The following is a 16,410-nucleotide window of genomic DNA, read 5'->3' on the forward strand; positions in this document are numbered from 1 at the left end:
CTCGCGACCAGCTTCGCCCGTACCTCCTGTTCATGGAGTTTCAGCGAGTCCGAGGCCGTGAAGCGTCGCCCGTCCCAAAGTGCTCCGTCAACACCAAGGGCGTGGTGCGCTTCGCGCTGCAGTATGAGGAAAGTGCCGAGGACCGCGCCAAAGACCTGAAACTTCTGCGCTAATTCCTCGCAAGCAGCGCGAAATGGGTCGGCGGTTGGGGCTGGGAGCCGTCCACCGACATCGCGACGCTCAATACGGTCACGATGATGATCGACGCAGAGAATATCTTGCGTGCCCATCTTGCCTCATTTGCCGAGGCGCGTCCCGCGATGCCGAGCCGAAACCAGTACAACCCCGCCAGCAGCACGACGACCATATAGACCTTGCCGGCATAGCCAAGGAAACCAAGCATCAGGGTGGCCGCCATAAATGCGACGATGTAGGCCACTATGTGGCGCTTCGCGGCCGCAAAGCCGCGGGCAACAGGAAAAACGGGAATCGAGGCCGCGCGACAATCGTGGGCCCGGAAGATGGCGATCGCATACGAATGAGGCATCTGCCAGAGACTGAACATCACTAGCAATGTGACGGCGGCGGCGTCGAACTTGTTGCTCGCCGCACAGTATCCGGCCACTGGCGGCATCGCACCGGCAATGCTGCCGACCAGCGTCCCGTAAATCGAATTGCGCTTCATGTAAAGGCTATACAGCCCGACATACACGGCATAGCCGACGAGTATCAGCGCGAGGGGCAGGCCGCACCGCGTGCCTGCGTAGAGCACGCCCATGCCTGCGAGGCAGAGCACGACACCATACAGCAACGCGAACGGCACCGATACACAGCCGGTCACCATGGGACGATTGCGTGTTCGCGCCATCAGGCCGTCGATATCCCGGTCGATCACATTGTTGATCACACACCCGGACGCGACGACCAGCATGACACCGACGGCAACGAGGCCGCCCCGGAACCAGTCGACGCTGCCATGCGAACCCAGCAGATAACCGCCCGTGACAGCGATAAGATTGCCGGTCACTATCCCGGGCTTCGTCAGTTGCAGGTAAGGTCGATACATGGTCCGGGGTGTTCTTCGTCGGATGTGCGCGGTGGATCAGTGGATCATCATGTTGAAGTGCATGCTCCAGATGATCCAGACCGAGAGCGCCACGACGATGAAGAGGATCACAAGCGTGAACACGAAGCTGATCAGGTTCCACCCGCCCTCCGAGGAACGGCTCATGTGCAGGAAGTACACGAGGTGCGCCACGAGTTGCAGGACCGCGAATATCACCGCCACGAGCAGCGTCGTCGCGCGCGGCAGCACCGGATGCATGACCAGCGCGAACGGGATGACCGTCAGGACGATCGAGAGGATGAAGCCCGTGTTGTAGGACTTCGCGCTGCCGTGGGCTTGCCCGGCGCGGCTGGTCGCAGCGTTTGCCATGGTCAGAATGCTCCGATCAGATAGACAATCGTGAACACGCAGATCCAGACCAGATCCAGGAAGTGCCAGAAAAGGCTCAGGCACGACAGGCGTGTCACATTGGTGGACGTCAGTCCTTTGGTCGCCACCTGGTGCAGGACCACCGCCATCCAGAGCAGGCCGGACGCGACATGCAGACCGTGCGTGCCGACGAGCGCGAAGAAGCCAGACAGGAACCCGCTGCGCTGCGGTCCGAAGCCAAGCGAGACCAGATGATGGAACTCGTGTATTTCCATGCCGATAAAGACAGCGCCCAGAATGAAGGTCAGGCTCAGCCACCGGAGCACGGTGCCCTGATTGTGCCGGTGCACGGCAAGCATCGCGTAGCCGCAGGTGATGCTGGAAAGCAGCAGCACGAACGTCTCCGCGAGCACGTACGGCAGCTCGAAGATGTCCTTCGGGCCGGGACCACCTGCAAATGCGCCGCTCAATACGGCGTACGACGCGAACAGCGAACCGAACAGGATGCAGTCCGACATCAGGTAGATCCACAGGCCCAGCACCTTGCGCGAGCCCGTGTCGTGGCCATCCTGCGCGTGCGCATCCTCGGAAGCGCTTGTTTCAATCAGCGATTGCGTAGACATGGTTCAGATCTCGTGTCTGGAGGGCGAGGCGTGCTTTCTCGATCCGTTCGATTTCGTCGGCCGGAACGTAGTAATCGGTATCGTCGTTATAAGAGCGGAGGATCACCGCCGCGATAGTGGCAACGAAGCTGGTGCCCACCAGCCACCAGATGTGCCAGATCAGCGCGAAGCACAGCAGCAGGATGAATACGTTCAGGATGAACGGCACACCGGTGCTGCGCGGCATATGAATCGGCTCGTATTTCCTGGTGCGCGGCAGCAGTCCACGCTTCTTCGCCTCATAGAGTGCATCGACGGTATCCGCGCGCGGCACCACGGCAAAGTTGTAGAACGGCGGCGGCGACGACGTCGACCACTCCAGCGTGCGCGCATTCCACGGATCGCCGCTGACGTCGAGGTTCTGCTTGCGGTCGCGGATACTGACGACAATCTGCGCGATCAGGAGGCCAATTCCCGCAAGGATGAAGACCGCGCCCATCCACGCGACCTGGAGATACGGCGTCCAGGCGGGGTTGTCGTAGTGATTCAGGCGCCGGGTCATGCCCATGAAGCCGAGCATGTAAAGCGGCATGAACGCGAGATAGAAGCCAATGACCCAGCACCAGAACGAATACTTGCCGAGACGCTCGTTAAGCTTGAAGCCGAAGGCCTTTGCGAACCAGTAGTTCAGGCCGGCAAAATAGCCGAACAACCCGCCGGCGATGACCGTATTGTGGAAGTGGGCAACGAGAAACAGGCTGTTGTGAAGCAGGAAGTCGGCCCCCGGAATGGCGAGCAAAACGCCGGTCATGCCGCCGATCGTGAACGTCACGAGGAACGCCAGCGTCCAGAGCATGGGCGTCGTGAACTCGACGCGCCCGCGGTATATCGTGAACAACCACGTGAAGATCTTCACGCCGGTCGGAATCGCGATGATCATCGTCATAATGCCGAAGAAGCTGTTGACGTTCGCGCCCGAACCCATAGTGAAGAAGTGGTGCAGCCAGACGAGGAACGACAGGATACCGATTGCCAGAGTCGCGCCCACCATCGACTTGTAGCCGAACAGCTTCTTGCGGGCGAACGTCGAGGTAACCTCGGAAAATATTCCGAATGACGGGAGAACGAGGATGTACACCTCTGGGTGCCCCCACGCCCATACGAGGTTCACGTACATGGTCGGATTGCCGCCGAGTTCATTCGTATAAAAATGGAAGCCCAGGTAGCGATCAAGCGCGAGCGCGGCCAGCGCAACGGTCAGGATCGGGAAGGCGGCGATGATGATCACGCAGGTGACGAACACAGTCCACGTAAAGATCGGCATCTTCATCAGCGTCATGCCCGGCGCGCGCATCCGGAGAATGGTCACGAAGAGGTTCACGCCCGTCAGCAGCGTTCCCAGACCCGATGCCTGTAGCGACCATATGTAGTAGTCCACCCCCACTCCCGGGCTGAACTCTATTCCCGACAATGGCGGATAGGCGACCCAGCCCGTCTGCGCGAATTCGCCGACGCCGAGCGACAGCATGACGAGCACGACACCGACGACGAACAGCCAGAAGCTGAAGGCGTTCAGGTAGGGGTACGCCATGTCGCGAGCCCCGATCTGAAGCGGCACGACGATGTTCATCAGGCCCACGACAAACGGCGTCGCCGCGAAGAAGATCATGATCACGCCGTGCGCCGTGAAGATCTGGTCATAGTGATGCGGCGGCAGGTAGCCCGAGTGCCCGGGCCCGGCAAGCGCAAGCTGCGTTCGCATCATGATGGCGTCGGCAAAGCCACGGACCAGCATCACGATTGCCACGAAGATGTACATGACGCCAATGCGCTTGTGGTCGACTGAGGTAATCCAGTCGTTCCAGAGCGCCGCCCATTTTTTGAACCAGGTGATCGCGGCCAGAACCGCCACTCCCCCGACCACGATGCCCGCAAGGGTGACCGCGATGATGGGCTCGTGCAACGGCACGGCCGCCCATGTCAATTTGCCGAACATGAATGTGTTACTCCTCTCGTTTCGACGAAGCGCTGACGTCGAGGGCTGCATGTGCCGCGGCGTCCGCTCCCGGACTAACGAACTGGTCGATCACTGCCCTGAAAAGGCCTGGCTGGACCCGCGAGAATTGCACGATGGCAGCACCCTGGCTGGGCTTTGCCACTTTCTGGAAGGTGTTGAAATCGAGCCGGTTAGGTGAGGTCTGGACCTGCTTCACCCAGCGCTGGAAGTCATCCTCGCTGGTGGCGGTCGCAATGAACTTCATGTCGGAGAAGCCGGGTCCGTTGAAATTGCCCGACATGCCGCGGAACTTCCCCTCCTCGTTTGCCATGAGGTGCAGCTGGGTTCGCATGCCCGCCATCGCGTAGATCTGGCCGCCGAGCTGGGGAATAAAGAACGTCCCCATCGTCGAGTTCGAGGTGATGCTGAACGCCACCTGGCGACGTGCGGGGAATACCAGTTGATTGATTGTGGCAATGCCGAGGTCTGGATAGATGAAGATCCACTTCCAGTCGGTTGCGATGACTTCGACGTTGATGGGCTGGCCGGGCACGTCGAGCGGCCGGTACGGATCCAGCTCGTGTGTCGATTTCCACACGATGGTTGCCAGTGTAACGATGATCAGGATCGGGATACCCCACACCACTGCTTCGATCCGCGTTGAATGCGCCCACTCGGGCATATACGTGGCGTTGTGATTCGACGCCCGGTACTGCCCCGCAAAGACAAAGGTCAGCACGATGGCCGGTACGACCACGATCAGCATCAACCCGATGCACAGGATGATAAGGTCGCGCTCCTGAAGGCCGACACTGCCCTTCGTGTTGAACAGGACCCAGTTGCAGCCACCGAGGCTTGACAGCCCCGCGATTACTGCAGCGGGACGAAGAACTTTCCGGCAGATTTCTCTCATAAAGGCACCTTGCTCTATGGCCGCTCTGAAAGCAGCAGGGAAACGGGCGAAGAAAGACTGCGCAACTTGCATCACGGTGGGCACATGGCTGGCGGATGCCTCATGTCCTCACGCTCCTACGTCCGTCAAGCGTGCTAGCGCATGCTCGTCCGCCTCCAACGTCGACGGCACCTCTTCGCGAAGAAGATCAATGAACGTCCGTATCTTTGCGTCGAGGAATCGCCGAGATGGATACAAGGCATAGACGTTCACGGGCTGCGCCTCATATCCTCGAAGAAGCCGTACCAATGCACCCGAGTGCAAACCGGGCAGTGCGATGCCAGCCGGCAGGATCGCGACGCCGAGTCCTCCCGTTACCGCGGGCTCCAGCGCTTCCATCGCGTTGACTGTCAAGCGAGCCGAACCGATGTTCACCGGGAACGACTCACCGGCGCCACTGAATACCCATTTATCAAACGGAAATACGGACGTGGTCAATTGAAGGCACTGATGTTCGCGCAAGTCTTCGGGCGCTTGCGGTACGCCGTGGCTTGCCAGATACCGCGGGGACGCGCATACCACGCCGCGGATAGTCCCGAGCCTAAGACTCACTAACCCGGAGCTTGGTAGTTCTGGCGCGAGAACGATCGACGCGTCATAGCCGTCCTCCAGCATGTCGGGAATAGTTCCGCTCATCGTGACCTCAACTCTGAGTTCGGAAAATCGCTGCTGATATTTCAGTATTGCAGGCACCACCAGTTGATGGCCGAAGCTCGAAAGCGCATGCACACGCAGCCGTCCGGTGGGATTGGCGGTTGCCGATCGCGCCTCGGCTTCCGCGTCATCGAGGCTCGAGAGAATCTCCTCACATCGTCGCAGGTAACGCTCTCCCGCCTCCGTCAAAGCGACCTGTCTTGTCGTCCGGTTTAACAACCGACTGCCCAGATGCGTTTCGAGGTGGTTGATGGCACGTGAGACGGCGGCCACACTGAAGTTCAGCCTCCTGGCCGCCGAGGCAAAGCCTCCGTCGCTCGCGACTTTTACAAAGATGCGTATGCATTGAAAGGTGTCCATTAAGCATTCCTAAAAATGGAGAAACCATGTCGAATATCCGCTGTGATCACAATCACTAATGGAACGCCTGTCGCCAATCATCGGCGTGTGGTCGAACCTGTCCGGAGCCCAGCCGCTCGAGTCTTTAATTCGATCCGGACGGACGCGGCTACCCAGCGTCGATCACGATTCGCTTGACCTCGATCGGGATGCGGACGTTTGATCCGCGAACTTTGACGGGGAGTGCGCGCACGGTACCCTGCAACTGGAATAACAAGGGCTTACACTCGCGTGTCATGGAAAACTCCGGAAAGTCGTCGTCCACGAAGCGAGGTTAGGCCGAAGGCGGTGCAGAGCGCCAGCGCACGATGGTAGTAGCCGCATATCCTCCCAGCGGAGAATCTCTCATAGATCCCCGGAAAACAGCCAACCCGATCAACCCGATGGACTATGAAAGGTTCTTTTCGAAACGCTGTCCAAAGTATCCCGTCGAGTTGACGCTTGAATCGGAACGCCTGTTCAAGGCATCCGTCGTGGTTGTCTGTGGCTGGGCACTGATTGAGACACCGCTAGAACCCGGCGGCTTGATCAACGCCACCTCGCTGCTCGCTGTGGCGGCGTCGAACTATGACGCAACGATCCCCGTTTGCGGACCGGTTAACATACCTTGGTCTGGTATCGCCAACACCATCGCCCATTTGAGGCCTCTGTGCTTTTCACATATCTTGCATTGTGCGGGGCCACATTCAGGAGTCTTCCATGACAAGCGAGCACAACCCTTTCTCATAATTTGCTGACTGGGTCACTTCCTTGTGGGAGCTGAGGTACCTCGTGGGCCGTCCTGTGATACGTCGCAAGCATTGCTCGACGCACAAATCAAGGCAGACGGTGTCACCTTGAACGGGGCGCAGGAGCTCGTGATCAACGGGCTGCCGGCCGCGGATCCGATGCCGAAAGTTTTCGAGCGTGCTGACAGACCAGCAGGTCGCAGACGTTCTGACGTTCGTGCGGTCGCACTGGAACAACGCTTCGACGGCTGTAAGCGCGTCAGATGTGGGCACATTGCACGAGGCAACTGCCCATGCACGTAAATGATCTTCAGAGCGACGACTGCTTTGCCATCCGTCAGGCTTCTCGACACATTTCGAATCTATATGAGCGTCACTTGTCCGAGGCCGGCATCACGCCTACACAGCTCAGCATTCTCAGGACGGTGGGCCACTGTCCGAGCGTGACGATGGCCAAGCTCGCCGAGGCGATGGTGATGAATAGAACGACGCTCGTGCGCGCACTCAAACCTTTGCTCCAGCGTGGCCTTGTGGTGGCTCCTTGCGAAGGGCAAAGTCATCGACGACTTCGGGTTGTACTTACGGGAAGAGGTTTGATGAAGCTTGACGAAGCGGTCGTTCACTGGGCAACTGCACAGGCCCGCTTCGAGCGAAGCTTTGGGAAGCAACAGGCCGCTCATCTGCGAACCGAACTGTTCCGCATGACGGGTAACGTGTCCGAGGAGTAACCAAAAAGCAACGAATGCTTTGTATTGCGAAGCATTGATGGGTGAGCTACGGAAGACTATCGCGTGCGTATTCACTAGTTGATCTACGAACTCAGGTCAAGGGGCACAGTTCTGCGCCCCCTTAACAGCTATTCAGATAGCGGCCGACGTGCAGGACTATGGCAACCCAGCATGACAGCCACAGCCTGCACAAGCTGCATGCGATCGATCTTTACTCGAGGAGGCAGAGCGCTTGTGCGATCCCGATTCCATACGCAGGATCAGTGACGCAACGATCCCCGTTTGCGGACTGGTTAACATACCTTGGTCTGGTGTCGCCAACACCATCGCCCATTTGAGGCCTCCGCGCTTTTCACGTAACTTGCGTTGTGCAGGGCCACCGTCAGGAGGCTTCCATGACTAGCGAGCACAACCCTTTGTCATCATTTACTGACCGGGTCACTTCCTTGTGGGAGCTGAGGTACCTCGTGGCCCGTCCTGTTAACCCGGGCCCGCCGGCGCGCGGACACGGGGCAGCCCGAGAGGAACCTGTGATGGCCGAACGCTTGCTTGGCGCGGTGGTCGACGAGGAGTTGGTGCGCGAGTCGCTGCCTGATCCTCGATATCGCCATGCCCGGCAAGTCGGGCATGGACCTGCAGCGCGAGCAGCAGCGGCGCCCGCAAACCATTCAGTCGTCTTTATCACGGCGCATGGGGACACCCGGCCCTGCGCCCACGCATACTCAAACAAGGTGCTGTCGAATGTCTGTTCAGACCATTCGGCGACACCGCTCTGCTCGGGACGATCCAGGCCGCACTCTAAGTCAATTGATTCATCCAGGTGCCTACGAATGGAGTTCGAAATGACACCAGCCCATGCAGCTAAACGCGAATCGGAATTTTCGTCGGCGCAGGCGACGCCGGTAGTCTTCGTCGTCGACGACGATGTCTCGGTGCGTGAGTCGCTTGAAAGCATGATCGACTTTGCCGGTCTCAGGGCAGAGACGTTTGCTTGTGCGCAGGACTTTCTTGGGCACCCGCGCGCGATGGTCCCGAGCTGCCTCGTGCTGGACGTCATGCTTCCCGATCTCAGCGGCCTCGACCTGCAGAATCTCATCGCATCCGAGCGTACCGACACGCCGATCATCTTCGTCACCAGCCACGGCGACGTGGCGACGACGGTGCGGGCCATGAAAGCTGGAGCGATTGAGTTTCTTACCAAGCCCTTTGACGACCAGGTGATGCTCGATGCCATCCGGCACGCCATCGAGCGCAGCCGCGTGGCACTACGCGAGGAAGCCGGGATGCAATCGATCCGGGATCGCTACGCCTCACTCACTAGTCGCGAGCGCGAAGTCATGGCACTGGTGGTGACCGGCCTTCTGAACAAGCAGGTGGGAGGCGAGTTGGGCATCTGCGAGCTCACGGTGAAGATACACCGCAGGCAGGTCATGCGAAAGATGAAAGCGCGCTCGCTCGCCGAACTGATAGGCATGGCGTGGAGACTTCATCCTGACCGCGCGCCAGGGGCAGCGCTGCAAAGCGTCGCGTGAAGACGCAACAGCCATGGCATTGCTCAACCCACTTGACTTCGTCTGGCACCAACGTTTCTCCTGGGTAGCCATGTCTGTCACGGTTGCTCAGCGCCACTTCACGGCATGCTTGATCCAGAACCATCTTATTGCGCGAGCTCGGAAAGCGGGACGCAGCTCGGACCATGTGAGCGACGCATGAATCAACTCGACCTGGTTCCTTCGATTTTCTCATTGCGCACATTCATCGCTGCGATGATCGCCTATTGGGTCGCTTTGGAAATCGGGCTTACGCGTCCTTTCTGGGCAGTGACCACCGTTTATCTCGTTTCTCAACCCCTGGCGGGTGCCGTTCTTTCGAAGTCTGCATATCGGTTGGCGGGGACGATTCTTGGTGCAGCCGCCGCCGTAACACTTGTGCCAAACTTCGTAAATGAGCCGGCAGTGCTCAGTTTTGTAATGGCCATCTGGCTTGGTTTGTGTATGTTCATTTCAGTGCACGACCGCACGCCCCGCGCATACACATTTCTGCTCGCCGGCTATACGACAAGTATCATCGGCTTTCCAGGCGTCAATGCGCCCGGTGCAATGTTTGACATAGCGATTCTGCGTGTTCAGGAAATTGTCATCGGTATTCTGGCGGCTGCTTTCATTCACGGATTGGTGTTGCCGGCCACCGTTACGCGACAATTTACTTCACGCGCTCGTCAGATAAGGGCGTCCGCAGAACAGTGGACGCAGCGTGCGCTGGCCGGTGATCGAACAGCTGAGTTCCGTCGGGAGCGACAGCGGATAGTTGTCGATATCAACGATTTGCAGCAGTTGTCTTATCACTTGCCTTTTGATACCGGTCGCCTCGTACCGCGACGCCAGGTTATAAGAGCACTTCAGCATGAGTTGTCGTTCGTGGTCGGCGTGGTGCGCGCGGCCGAGGATAGAATTAGCTTCCTCAGGGAACAGCCAGGAGGTCTGCCTCAAGAGTGGCAGGACATGATCAAGCGGATCCAGGAGTGGGTAGTTAGCGACGACGACCCGGCTTATGGGAGGCGAGCAGGCGAACTCATTCAGATGATTCACGCCCTTGAGCCCGATGCATCACCTGCATGGACGTGGCGCGAGATGGTGGTGGTGAACCTCGCTGGAGGACTCGTTGCGTTAGTGACAGGGCATTGCAACGCGTTCTATCTGGTCAACGCCATCGATAATTCTGGACCACGCGACAGCGCAGTAGTTGAAGCGCTACTAGACCGCACGGGGTCACGCTCGTTCCACACCGATTCCGGGCTTGCGGCAAGATCAGCACTTGGAGCGATCATGACCGTGCTGCTTGTTTGCAGCTTCTGGATAGCAACCGAATGGCGCGATGGATCGGTGGCGGCATTTATCGCCGGCGTTACTTGCGCCCTCTTCGGGTCTTTGGATAATCCGGCCGCTCGTGCAGGGAAGTTTCTGACAGGTTCCATCGGGGGATGCTGCCTTGCTGCGATCTATGGCTTTGTGGTCTTTCCACGCGTTACCGACTTTGTTTTGCTTGGTGCCGTGCTGGCGCCGACGCTGTTGCTATTTGGGAGCGCGCTTGCTCGTCCTCAGACGGCGTCGTATGCGCTTGGGGTGCTGCTTGGGTTGATAAATTCTGTTGGCTTGAACGCAACCTATAGCCGCGACTTCCTGGCCTTCGTCAATGGCGCGATCGCTCAGAACGTCGGGACGGCGTTTGCAATTGTGATGTTTGTCGTCTTCAGAACGCTAGGTGGCGAAGAGGCCATTAGACGTCTGCGCCGCGCAGGGTTTCGGGATGTCATTGGCAGAATACAGGGTGATGATTCTGAAGAATCGCGGTGGACGAGCAGAATGTTGGACCGTATAGGCATCCTAATCACTCGGACAACGGCGCAATCGCCCACATCTGGCGATGAGGTGACGGAGGCCCTGCAAGACCTCCGAGTCGGAGTTGTAGCAGGAGACTTGAAGGTGCTGTCGGCCTCGTCAACAAAGCGACAGCAGGAGATTATCGACGGCATTTTGCGCTCATTAGTCGGATTTTTTTCCAGGAGAATTCGAAACGCCAGTGAGAGGCCCGCGTCTGTATTGCTGGCGCAAATCGAAGAACTCGCAACCGAGTTTCGGGCTGATCCTCAGGTGCCCAGGCGTAGAGCGGCAGTCGCTCTCGCGGTTAGCCTGCGCCGGGATCTGTTTCCCGCGGCTGAATTGCCCGGATGGACGTCATGACTGGTGAAGTTTCGATAGGCGGCGTGTATCTGCCATCTCTCATATTCTTGGGGATCGTTACGCTGGTGCTTTTTGGATTTCTTTCGTCGCTGCTGTCGATTCTTGGCATCTATCGGATTTTCGCCCACAGGCCTTTGGTCGATGTCGCGTTAATCATAGTTTTGATGGGCGTTGTTGTAGCTTGCAGCGCAAACCTCCAATTACTAAGTCTATGAAAAGGATACTAACGGCTCTTGGTCGATGGCTTCTCACTTTGGTCCTAGTCGGAGTAGCGGTCGCTGTGGCGGTAGCAATTTGGCGGCGTTATGAAACGGATCCGTGGACCAGAGACGGGCACGTGCGCGCGGATATTGTGCGAGTGGCGCCCGATGTTGGGGGGTTAGTCACTTCAGTTGCTGTTCACGACAACGAGGAAGTTAAGGCGGGTCAGTTACTTTTCGTGGTTGACCGTCCGCGCTATTCCGACGCTCTCGCCGAGTCAAGTGCAGCGATAGACAGTGCAGAGGCTGTTTTAAATCAGGCTCGTCGAGAAGCAAAGCGAGACCTCGCACTCGGCGACCTGGTTGCTACAGAGACACATGAAGAAAACAGTGCGAAGGTCGAGACGGCTCTGGCCACACTCAACCGGACAATCGCTTCGAAAAACACCGCGGCGCTTAACGTGGCGAGAACCGAGGTTCACGCCAGCGTAAATGGAATTGTGACTAACCTCGATCTTCACCCTGGGGACTACATTGGACCCGGGACGCAGGCACTCGCAATTGTAGACAGCGACTCCATCCGCGTAGAGGGATATTTTGAGGAGACGAAGCTTCGGCATATCCATGTGGGTAGCCCTGCGCGCGTCCAGTTGATGGGAGATAACCGCGTTCTAAGCGGTCGTGTCGACAGCATTTCGGCCGGGATTGCCGATGATCAGCGGTCACTGACGGCCAATTTGCTTCCGTCGATCACGCCAACGTTCTCGTGGGTTCGCCTTGCGCAGCGGTTTCCCGTTCGCATAAAGGTTGACAGTGTTCCGGCGGATCTTGCCTTCATACCAGGGCGAACTGCCACAGTATCAATCGACTATTCAGCCGATAAGCGGCGACAGCCTGTTGCGGGAGGCGGGAAGTGAAGTTTGGCGCGGCGCTTCTGGGGTTCGTATGCCTGACGGCTTGCACTGTCGGACCGGACTATCATGTTCCGAAAGAGGCGGTGGCCGTAAATCCCGGTGCTCAAATGCCTTTTGTCAACGCGTCCGATACGTCGTTATCAGGTGAACCGCTTCCCGACCACTGGTGGCGGCTCTACAACGACCCGCGGCTTGACTCGTTAGTCCAGGAAGGCCTTGCAGCGAATCGCGACTTGGGCGCCGCCGAGCAGAACCTGGCTCGAGCAGTTTATGCTGTCTATGAAGCAAAGTCGGCACGATTGCCACAGACCGAGCTCTCGGGCGAAGTCGGGATATCGACACCGCCGCTCCCGCGCGCGTCTGGTTTGCCACTCGGCGGTGTCTATTCGCTGGGAGGAAGTGTCTCCTTGCCGCTAGATCTTGCGGGGGGGATCCGGCGAGAGATTGAGGTAGCGAAATACAACGCGCAAGCGTCGCTGGCGGTTCGCGATGAGGTCCGCACTACTGTTGCAGCTGCCATCACGCGTAATTACATTGCCGCCTGTTCGGCCAACGAGACGTTGGCCTCCGCCAGGAGGGTTTTGGATATTGAAACCCAGACCCTTCATGCAACTGAAAAGCTAAAGTCGGGTGGGCGTGCTACCGCGTTCGATGTCACTCGCGCGCATGCTGCAGTGGATACGAGTGCTGCCGCGATTCCGCCGATTATCTCCCAAAGAAATGCGGCTGTTTTTGCACTCACGGCGCTATTGGGTCGGTTGCCGGTCGACTATCCCCGCGATGTGCAAGAGTGCTCCAATCCGCCGCCCTTGCTCGCGGTGGTTCCGGTAGGCGATGGCCAGCAGCTTATTCGTAGGCGACCGGACATCCGCGAAGCCGAACGAAAGCTTGCTTCTGCAACGGCTTCAATTGGGGTTGAGACGGCAGCGTTGTACCCTAGCATAAGCCTTGGCGGAAGCCTTGGGATGAGCGGACCGATCTCCGCGTTCAGTAAGCAATCGCAGATTGCGGTTTCCGTTGGCCCCCTCGTTACATGGACTTTCCCCAATATAGTCGCGACAAGGGCACGAATCGCGGAGGCCGGAGCGGGGGCGCGAGCCGCGGAGAAGAATTTTGACAGCGTCGTTCTCGACGCGCTCCGTGATACAGAGATTAGCCTGGACGCCTATGTACAGGAGATTCAGCATAATGCAAGCGTGCATGCCGCTAGAGATAGCGCGGCCGATGCGAACGACCAGGCTTGGCGTCTGTTCCGCTATGGTCGTACCGACTTTCTCAACGTGTTAAGTGCGCAGGAAAATCTCGCATCAGCTGAGTCTGCACTCGCAGCTTCGAATGCGACGCTGATCGACAAGCAAGTAAGCGTTTTCGTTGCATTGGGTGGTGGCTGGCAGGAGGACGGTGGGTCGGTATCGCGCTCCGGGAATACGTCGATCAATCAACCAGCGACTAGTGGTCTTGCTTCACAATGATGTCCGTCCTGCGACTTTCCAGCGATTGCGGTTTGAGAGGACACGAACCTATCGAACGTATTCTTCGCGTTGACGTGTAGTGCTGGCTGGAAGACGTGTAGCGACCGACAATCGTTGGTTTGTCGAAACGATCCTGGACCGGCTGCCCATGGCGCGATTTGCCGAAGGCGTTCGTCCGATGGCATACGGTGTACATGCGTTTCTCCCGGTGGCGTCGCAAGGGTGGGCGGGGACGCGTGATCCACCTGTAGCCGACGAAACCAAGATCGGAGAGTATCCGCGCTACGCGTGCGAAGGCCGTAATCCCGCCGCGTTCGAACCGGAAGACCAAGCGTCGCTACAGCCGCGTGCTGTATCGGACCCGGAACATCGTCGAACGCTTTTTCAGTCGTATCAAACATTTTCGTCTTGTCGCCACCTCGCCATGACAAGCTCGCATGGAACTGTCTCGCCTTCGCCTCGCTTGCCTGTGCCCTTGAACCGCTGGTGAGAATGTGAACAGAACCTGGCCGATCCCCGTCCGCTACGGCTTGCCTAGAATCTGATCGATGCAATCCGCCAGCTCGTTTGCGTCGACAGGCTTTTCAAAGATTGCGATGACGCCATCCTTGTTCAGGTTCGCACGGAGATCCGGCGTCGGGAATGCGGTGATAAAAATTGTGGGCACAGCGTAGCCCTGCTTTACGATTCGGTCATGCAGCTCAACGCCGGTTAAATTCGGCATTCTGACGTCTGTAATCAGGCACGCCACGTCGCTGATGATGTTCGACCGCAAGACTTCGGAACCGGAGGCGAACAGACGGACATCCCAGCCCATCGAATTCAGCAGACCGGCGATCGCTGTCCTTACGGCTGAGTCATCGTCGACGACAGCAATGATCTTGTTTGGTTGAGTGTGCACGCGAATCTCGGACAAGTTTGCTCTTTCATTTTGCGCTGAATCGGCAAAGCGCAAGGACCCGGTGATTAGCCTAGCCCTTAGAAACCAGTCGAGGAAGCGTACAAAGGTACGGGGTGCTGTAGCCCTTTGGTAAGCGCAGCTTTCGGCGTGACTTGGGCACGACACCTCGCTCGCGTCACAACCCGCGCGCCTCTTCGTGACGCACACGAATTGCTTCTCGTGCCGCTCGGGCAGGTGCCGCTGCTCGCTCGTATCCGCCGCAAGCTGTTGCGCATCGTCGACAAGTGCTCGTTGCGTTGCGTAAATTCGGAAACCGGTAGGCTCCTGCGAGTTCACGCGCGAGCGATGGAAGCGGCGCGCCGCGGGTGCCTGGCGGCTCACAGTAGACAGATTTGACTTAGATCGACTGTCCGCCGATACACGTTCTTGTTGAGCCACGGTACGAACGTGTATTCGTCATAGGCATTGCTGCCGACGTAAATCCAGTGGTGCAAAGCGTTGAACATCGTCGTCTCCGCGAACCGCGTTGCCGCAGCATGATCGGACTGGCCCTGAATCATGAGCGACAGCGCTAGGCCTTCGCCATGAAATCAAGGTACGTGCTCTGGAGACGCAAAACCATTCTACGAACGGGTGGGAACGCTTATGCTTTGGCGTGGGTGACTTAAACGCACGTATGGCGCGATTTCGAATGCCAACACCCGGCGCCCGCACGGCTGAACGCTCCTGAACCCACACCGGCATCACGAAGACCGGAAATAGGGGCGGTCGTCAGCCGGGAGACTCGGAGTGGATAGCACGGCCGCACGCATCGTTCACGGCGACAGCGCCGCGAATATAGTCACGTGTGTTGCAGTCGTTCCCACGACTCCACATAGATTACTGGCCATTTTTTATGCGCGGGTCAATGCCCAACGACCGGAGCTTGCCGACAAGCTCGACAACCGAACGCGTAGACAATTTTTTCATTACCTGTCCGCGATGCATCTTTACCGTGATTTCGCTCACGTTCATTTCTGCAGCAATCTGCTTGTTCAGGAGTCCGGCGAGCACGAACCCGGCAACTTCCCGTTCGCGAGGTGTCAGGCTTTCGTAGGCTGCACGCAGCGAGCCGATGGACCGCTCGGCGCAAAGTCGTTCCCGATCCTTCGCCAGCGCGCGCGATACCGCGTCAAGCATGTCCTGCTCGCGGAACGGCTTGGTCAGGAAGTCCATGGCGCCAGCCTTCATCGCTTTCACGGACATTTCAATATCACCGTGACCGGTGACAAACACAACGGGGATTCGCACGCCGATGCGGCCCATCGCGTCTTGAAACTCCAGACCATTTTCGCCCCGCAATCTAATATCGAGGATCAGGCAGCTCGGAGCATTCAGCTTCGGGGACGCCATAAAATCCTGTGATGAAGCAAATGTTTCGACTGACAGCCCGACAGATTGAAGCAGCCCGCTAAGTCCTCTACGCACCGCGTCTTCGTCGTCGACGATGTACACCATCGATTCCGGAAGGCTTTCGGCCGCTTCGCGTGAAACAGTGGTAGGCTTGGCAACAGACATACGACCCCCTGGGAAAATCGCGCTGTATTGGCAAGTTTAACATGTGTATATGCACCTTCGCCGAACTCGCAGCGCCGCGATGCGGGATCTGGCCAGAGGCAAAACAATCAGCTAGCTTTGGTTGGTCCTGGC

At 58.2% G+C, this 16,410-nt stretch carries 15 protein-coding genes and 3 pseudogenes; 9 read left to right on the plus strand and 9 right to left on the minus strand.

The features are described from left to right. Positions 1-169: 169 nt before the first annotated feature. The 6 genes from cyoE to AB4Y35_RS37010 form a co-directional block, all read right to left on the minus strand. Positions 170-1,066, minus strand: a complete 897-nt coding sequence (gene cyoE / locus AB4Y35_RS36985; protein WP_368708323.1) for a heme o synthase — start codon at positions 1,064-1,066, stop codon at positions 170-172. A 36-nt stretch (positions 1,067-1,102) separates the two neighbouring features. Continuing rightward, positions 1,103-1,435, minus strand: coding sequence for a cytochrome o ubiquinol oxidase subunit IV (gene cyoD, locus AB4Y35_RS36990; RefSeq protein WP_368708324.1), 333 nt, complete (start codon positions 1,433-1,435; stop codon positions 1,103-1,105). A gap of 2 nt (positions 1,436-1,437) precedes the next feature. Next, positions 1,438-2,058: a cytochrome o ubiquinol oxidase subunit III gene (gene cyoC, locus AB4Y35_RS36995; RefSeq protein WP_368708325.1), complete on the minus strand. Its 621-nt coding sequence runs from the start codon at positions 2,056-2,058 to the stop codon at positions 1,438-1,440. Next, a complete protein-coding gene (gene cyoB, locus AB4Y35_RS37000; protein WP_368708326.1) occupies positions 2,036-4,033 on the minus strand; it encodes a cytochrome o ubiquinol oxidase subunit I in 1,998 nt (665 codons plus the stop codon). The genes cyoC and cyoB overlap by 23 nt, the downstream gene beginning before the upstream one ends. A gap of 7 nt (positions 4,034-4,040) precedes the next feature. After that, positions 4,041-4,946 carry a ubiquinol oxidase subunit II gene (gene cyoA, locus AB4Y35_RS37005; RefSeq protein ID WP_368708390.1) on the minus strand — a complete coding sequence of 302 codons (906 nt, stop codon included), beginning with the start codon at positions 4,944-4,946 and terminating at the stop codon, positions 4,041-4,043. 108 nt (positions 4,947-5,054) lie between these two features. Continuing rightward, positions 5,055-5,999, minus strand: coding sequence for a LysR family transcriptional regulator (locus tag AB4Y35_RS37010; protein WP_368708327.1), 945 nt, complete (start codon positions 5,997-5,999; stop codon positions 5,055-5,057). Between the two features lie 869 nt (positions 6,000-6,868). Here AB4Y35_RS37010 and AB4Y35_RS37015 point away from each other — a divergent pair. From AB4Y35_RS37015 to AB4Y35_RS37055, 9 genes and pseudogenes are all read left to right on the plus strand, one after another. After that, positions 6,869-7,073 (plus strand): annotated as a pseudogene (locus AB4Y35_RS37015) (cytochrome c); the annotation flags it as partial. Further along, positions 7,060-7,494, plus strand: a complete 435-nt coding sequence (locus tag AB4Y35_RS37020; RefSeq protein WP_368708328.1) for a MarR family winged helix-turn-helix transcriptional regulator — start codon at positions 7,060-7,062, stop codon at positions 7,492-7,494. The pseudogene AB4Y35_RS37015 and the gene AB4Y35_RS37020, both read left to right, overlap by 14 nt. An 842-nt stretch (positions 7,495-8,336) precedes the next feature. Beyond that, entirely contained in the window at positions 8,337-9,026 is a 690-nt protein-coding gene (locus AB4Y35_RS37025; protein WP_368708391.1) for a response regulator transcription factor, read from the plus strand. Positions 9,027-9,203: 177 nt separating this feature from the next. Then, complete coding sequence (locus tag AB4Y35_RS37030) at positions 9,204-11,234, plus strand: FUSC family protein (RefSeq protein WP_368708329.1); 2,031 nt, start codon at positions 9,204-9,206, stop codon at positions 11,232-11,234. Next, on the plus strand, positions 11,231-11,449 hold the full coding sequence (locus tag AB4Y35_RS37035) for a DUF1656 domain-containing protein (RefSeq protein WP_368708330.1): 219 nt from the start codon (positions 11,231-11,233) through the stop codon (positions 11,447-11,449). Before AB4Y35_RS37030 ends, AB4Y35_RS37035 begins: the two co-directional genes overlap by 4 nt. Continuing rightward, on the plus strand, positions 11,446-12,351 hold the full coding sequence (locus tag AB4Y35_RS37040) for an efflux RND transporter periplasmic adaptor subunit (protein WP_368708331.1): 906 nt from the start codon (positions 11,446-11,448) through the stop codon (positions 12,349-12,351). The genes AB4Y35_RS37035 and AB4Y35_RS37040 overlap by 4 nt, the downstream gene beginning before the upstream one ends. Beyond that, the gene (locus AB4Y35_RS37045; protein WP_368708332.1) at positions 12,348-13,820 is read left to right on the plus strand and encodes an efflux transporter outer membrane subunit; all 1,473 of its coding nucleotides are present in this window, start codon (positions 12,348-12,350) and stop codon (positions 13,818-13,820) included. Before AB4Y35_RS37040 ends, AB4Y35_RS37045 begins: the two co-directional genes overlap by 4 nt. Positions 13,821-13,926: 106 nt before the next feature. Then, positions 13,927-14,044, plus strand: a pseudogene (locus tag AB4Y35_RS37050) (transposase); the annotation flags it as partial. A gap of 75 nt (positions 14,045-14,119) precedes the next feature. Then, a pseudogene (locus tag AB4Y35_RS37055) lies at positions 14,120-14,318 on the plus strand (transposase); the annotation flags it as partial. A 25-nt stretch (positions 14,319-14,343) separates the two neighbouring features. On the opposite strand, the gene AB4Y35_RS37060 reads toward AB4Y35_RS37055, so the two are convergent. From AB4Y35_RS37060 to AB4Y35_RS37070, 3 genes are all read right to left on the minus strand, one after another. Further along, a complete protein-coding gene (locus AB4Y35_RS37060; RefSeq protein ID WP_368708333.1) occupies positions 14,344-14,736 on the minus strand; it encodes a response regulator transcription factor in 393 nt (130 codons plus the stop codon). A 362-nt stretch (positions 14,737-15,098) separates the two neighbouring features. Further along, positions 15,099-15,227, minus strand: a complete 129-nt coding sequence (locus AB4Y35_RS37065) for a hypothetical protein (protein WP_368708334.1) — start codon at positions 15,225-15,227, stop codon at positions 15,099-15,101. A 373-nt stretch (positions 15,228-15,600) separates the two neighbouring features. Next, positions 15,601-16,278: a response regulator transcription factor gene (locus AB4Y35_RS37070; RefSeq protein ID WP_368708335.1), complete on the minus strand. Its 678-nt coding sequence runs from the start codon at positions 16,276-16,278 to the stop codon at positions 15,601-15,603. Positions 16,279-16,410: the final 132 nt, after the last annotated feature.

It is taken from the genome of Paraburkholderia sp. EG286A (assembly GCF_040965375.1).
Taxonomy (GTDB): Bacteria; Pseudomonadota; Gammaproteobacteria; order Burkholderiales; family Burkholderiaceae; genus Paraburkholderia.

Excerpts from the sequence above, each read along its gene's own strand:
- AB4Y35_RS37035 (WP_368708330.1), top strand. The coding sequence starts at position 11,231 with ATGACTGGTGAAGTTTCGATAGGCGGCGTGTATCTGCCATCTCTCATA.
- AB4Y35_RS37030 (WP_368708329.1), top strand. The coding sequence starts at position 9,204 with ATGAATCAACTCGACCTGGTTCCTTCGATTTTCTCATTGCGCACATTC.
- AB4Y35_RS37010 (WP_368708327.1), bottom strand. The coding sequence starts at position 5,999 with ATGGACACCTTTCAATGCATACGCATCTTTGTAAAAGTCGCGAGCGAC.
- AB4Y35_RS37025 (WP_368708391.1), top strand. The coding sequence starts at position 8,337 with ATGACACCAGCCCATGCAGCTAAACGCGAATCGGAATTTTCGTCGGCG.
- AB4Y35_RS37065 (WP_368708334.1), bottom strand. The coding sequence starts at position 15,227 with ATGTTCAACGCTTTGCACCACTGGATTTACGTCGGCAGCAATGCCTAT.
- AB4Y35_RS37040 (WP_368708331.1), top strand. The coding sequence starts at position 11,446 with ATGAAAAGGATACTAACGGCTCTTGGTCGATGGCTTCTCACTTTGGTC.
- cyoB (WP_368708326.1), bottom strand. The coding sequence starts at position 4,033 with ATGTTCGGCAAATTGACATGGGCGGCCGTGCCGTTGCACGAGCCCATC.
- cyoA (WP_368708390.1), bottom strand. The coding sequence starts at position 4,946 with ATGAGAGAAATCTGCCGGAAAGTTCTTCGTCCCGCTGCAGTAATCGCG.
- AB4Y35_RS37070 (WP_368708335.1), bottom strand. The coding sequence starts at position 16,278 with ATGTCTGTTGCCAAGCCTACCACTGTTTCACGCGAAGCGGCCGAAAGC.
- cyoE (WP_368708323.1), bottom strand. The coding sequence starts at position 1,066 with ATGTATCGACCTTACCTGCAACTGACGAAGCCCGGGATAGTGACCGGC.
- cyoD (WP_368708324.1), bottom strand. The coding sequence starts at position 1,435 with ATGGCAAACGCTGCGACCAGCCGCGCCGGGCAAGCCCACGGCAGCGCG.
- AB4Y35_RS37020 (WP_368708328.1), top strand. The coding sequence starts at position 7,060 with ATGCACGTAAATGATCTTCAGAGCGACGACTGCTTTGCCATCCGTCAG.
- cyoC (WP_368708325.1), bottom strand. The coding sequence starts at position 2,058 with ATGTCTACGCAATCGCTGATTGAAACAAGCGCTTCCGAGGATGCGCAC.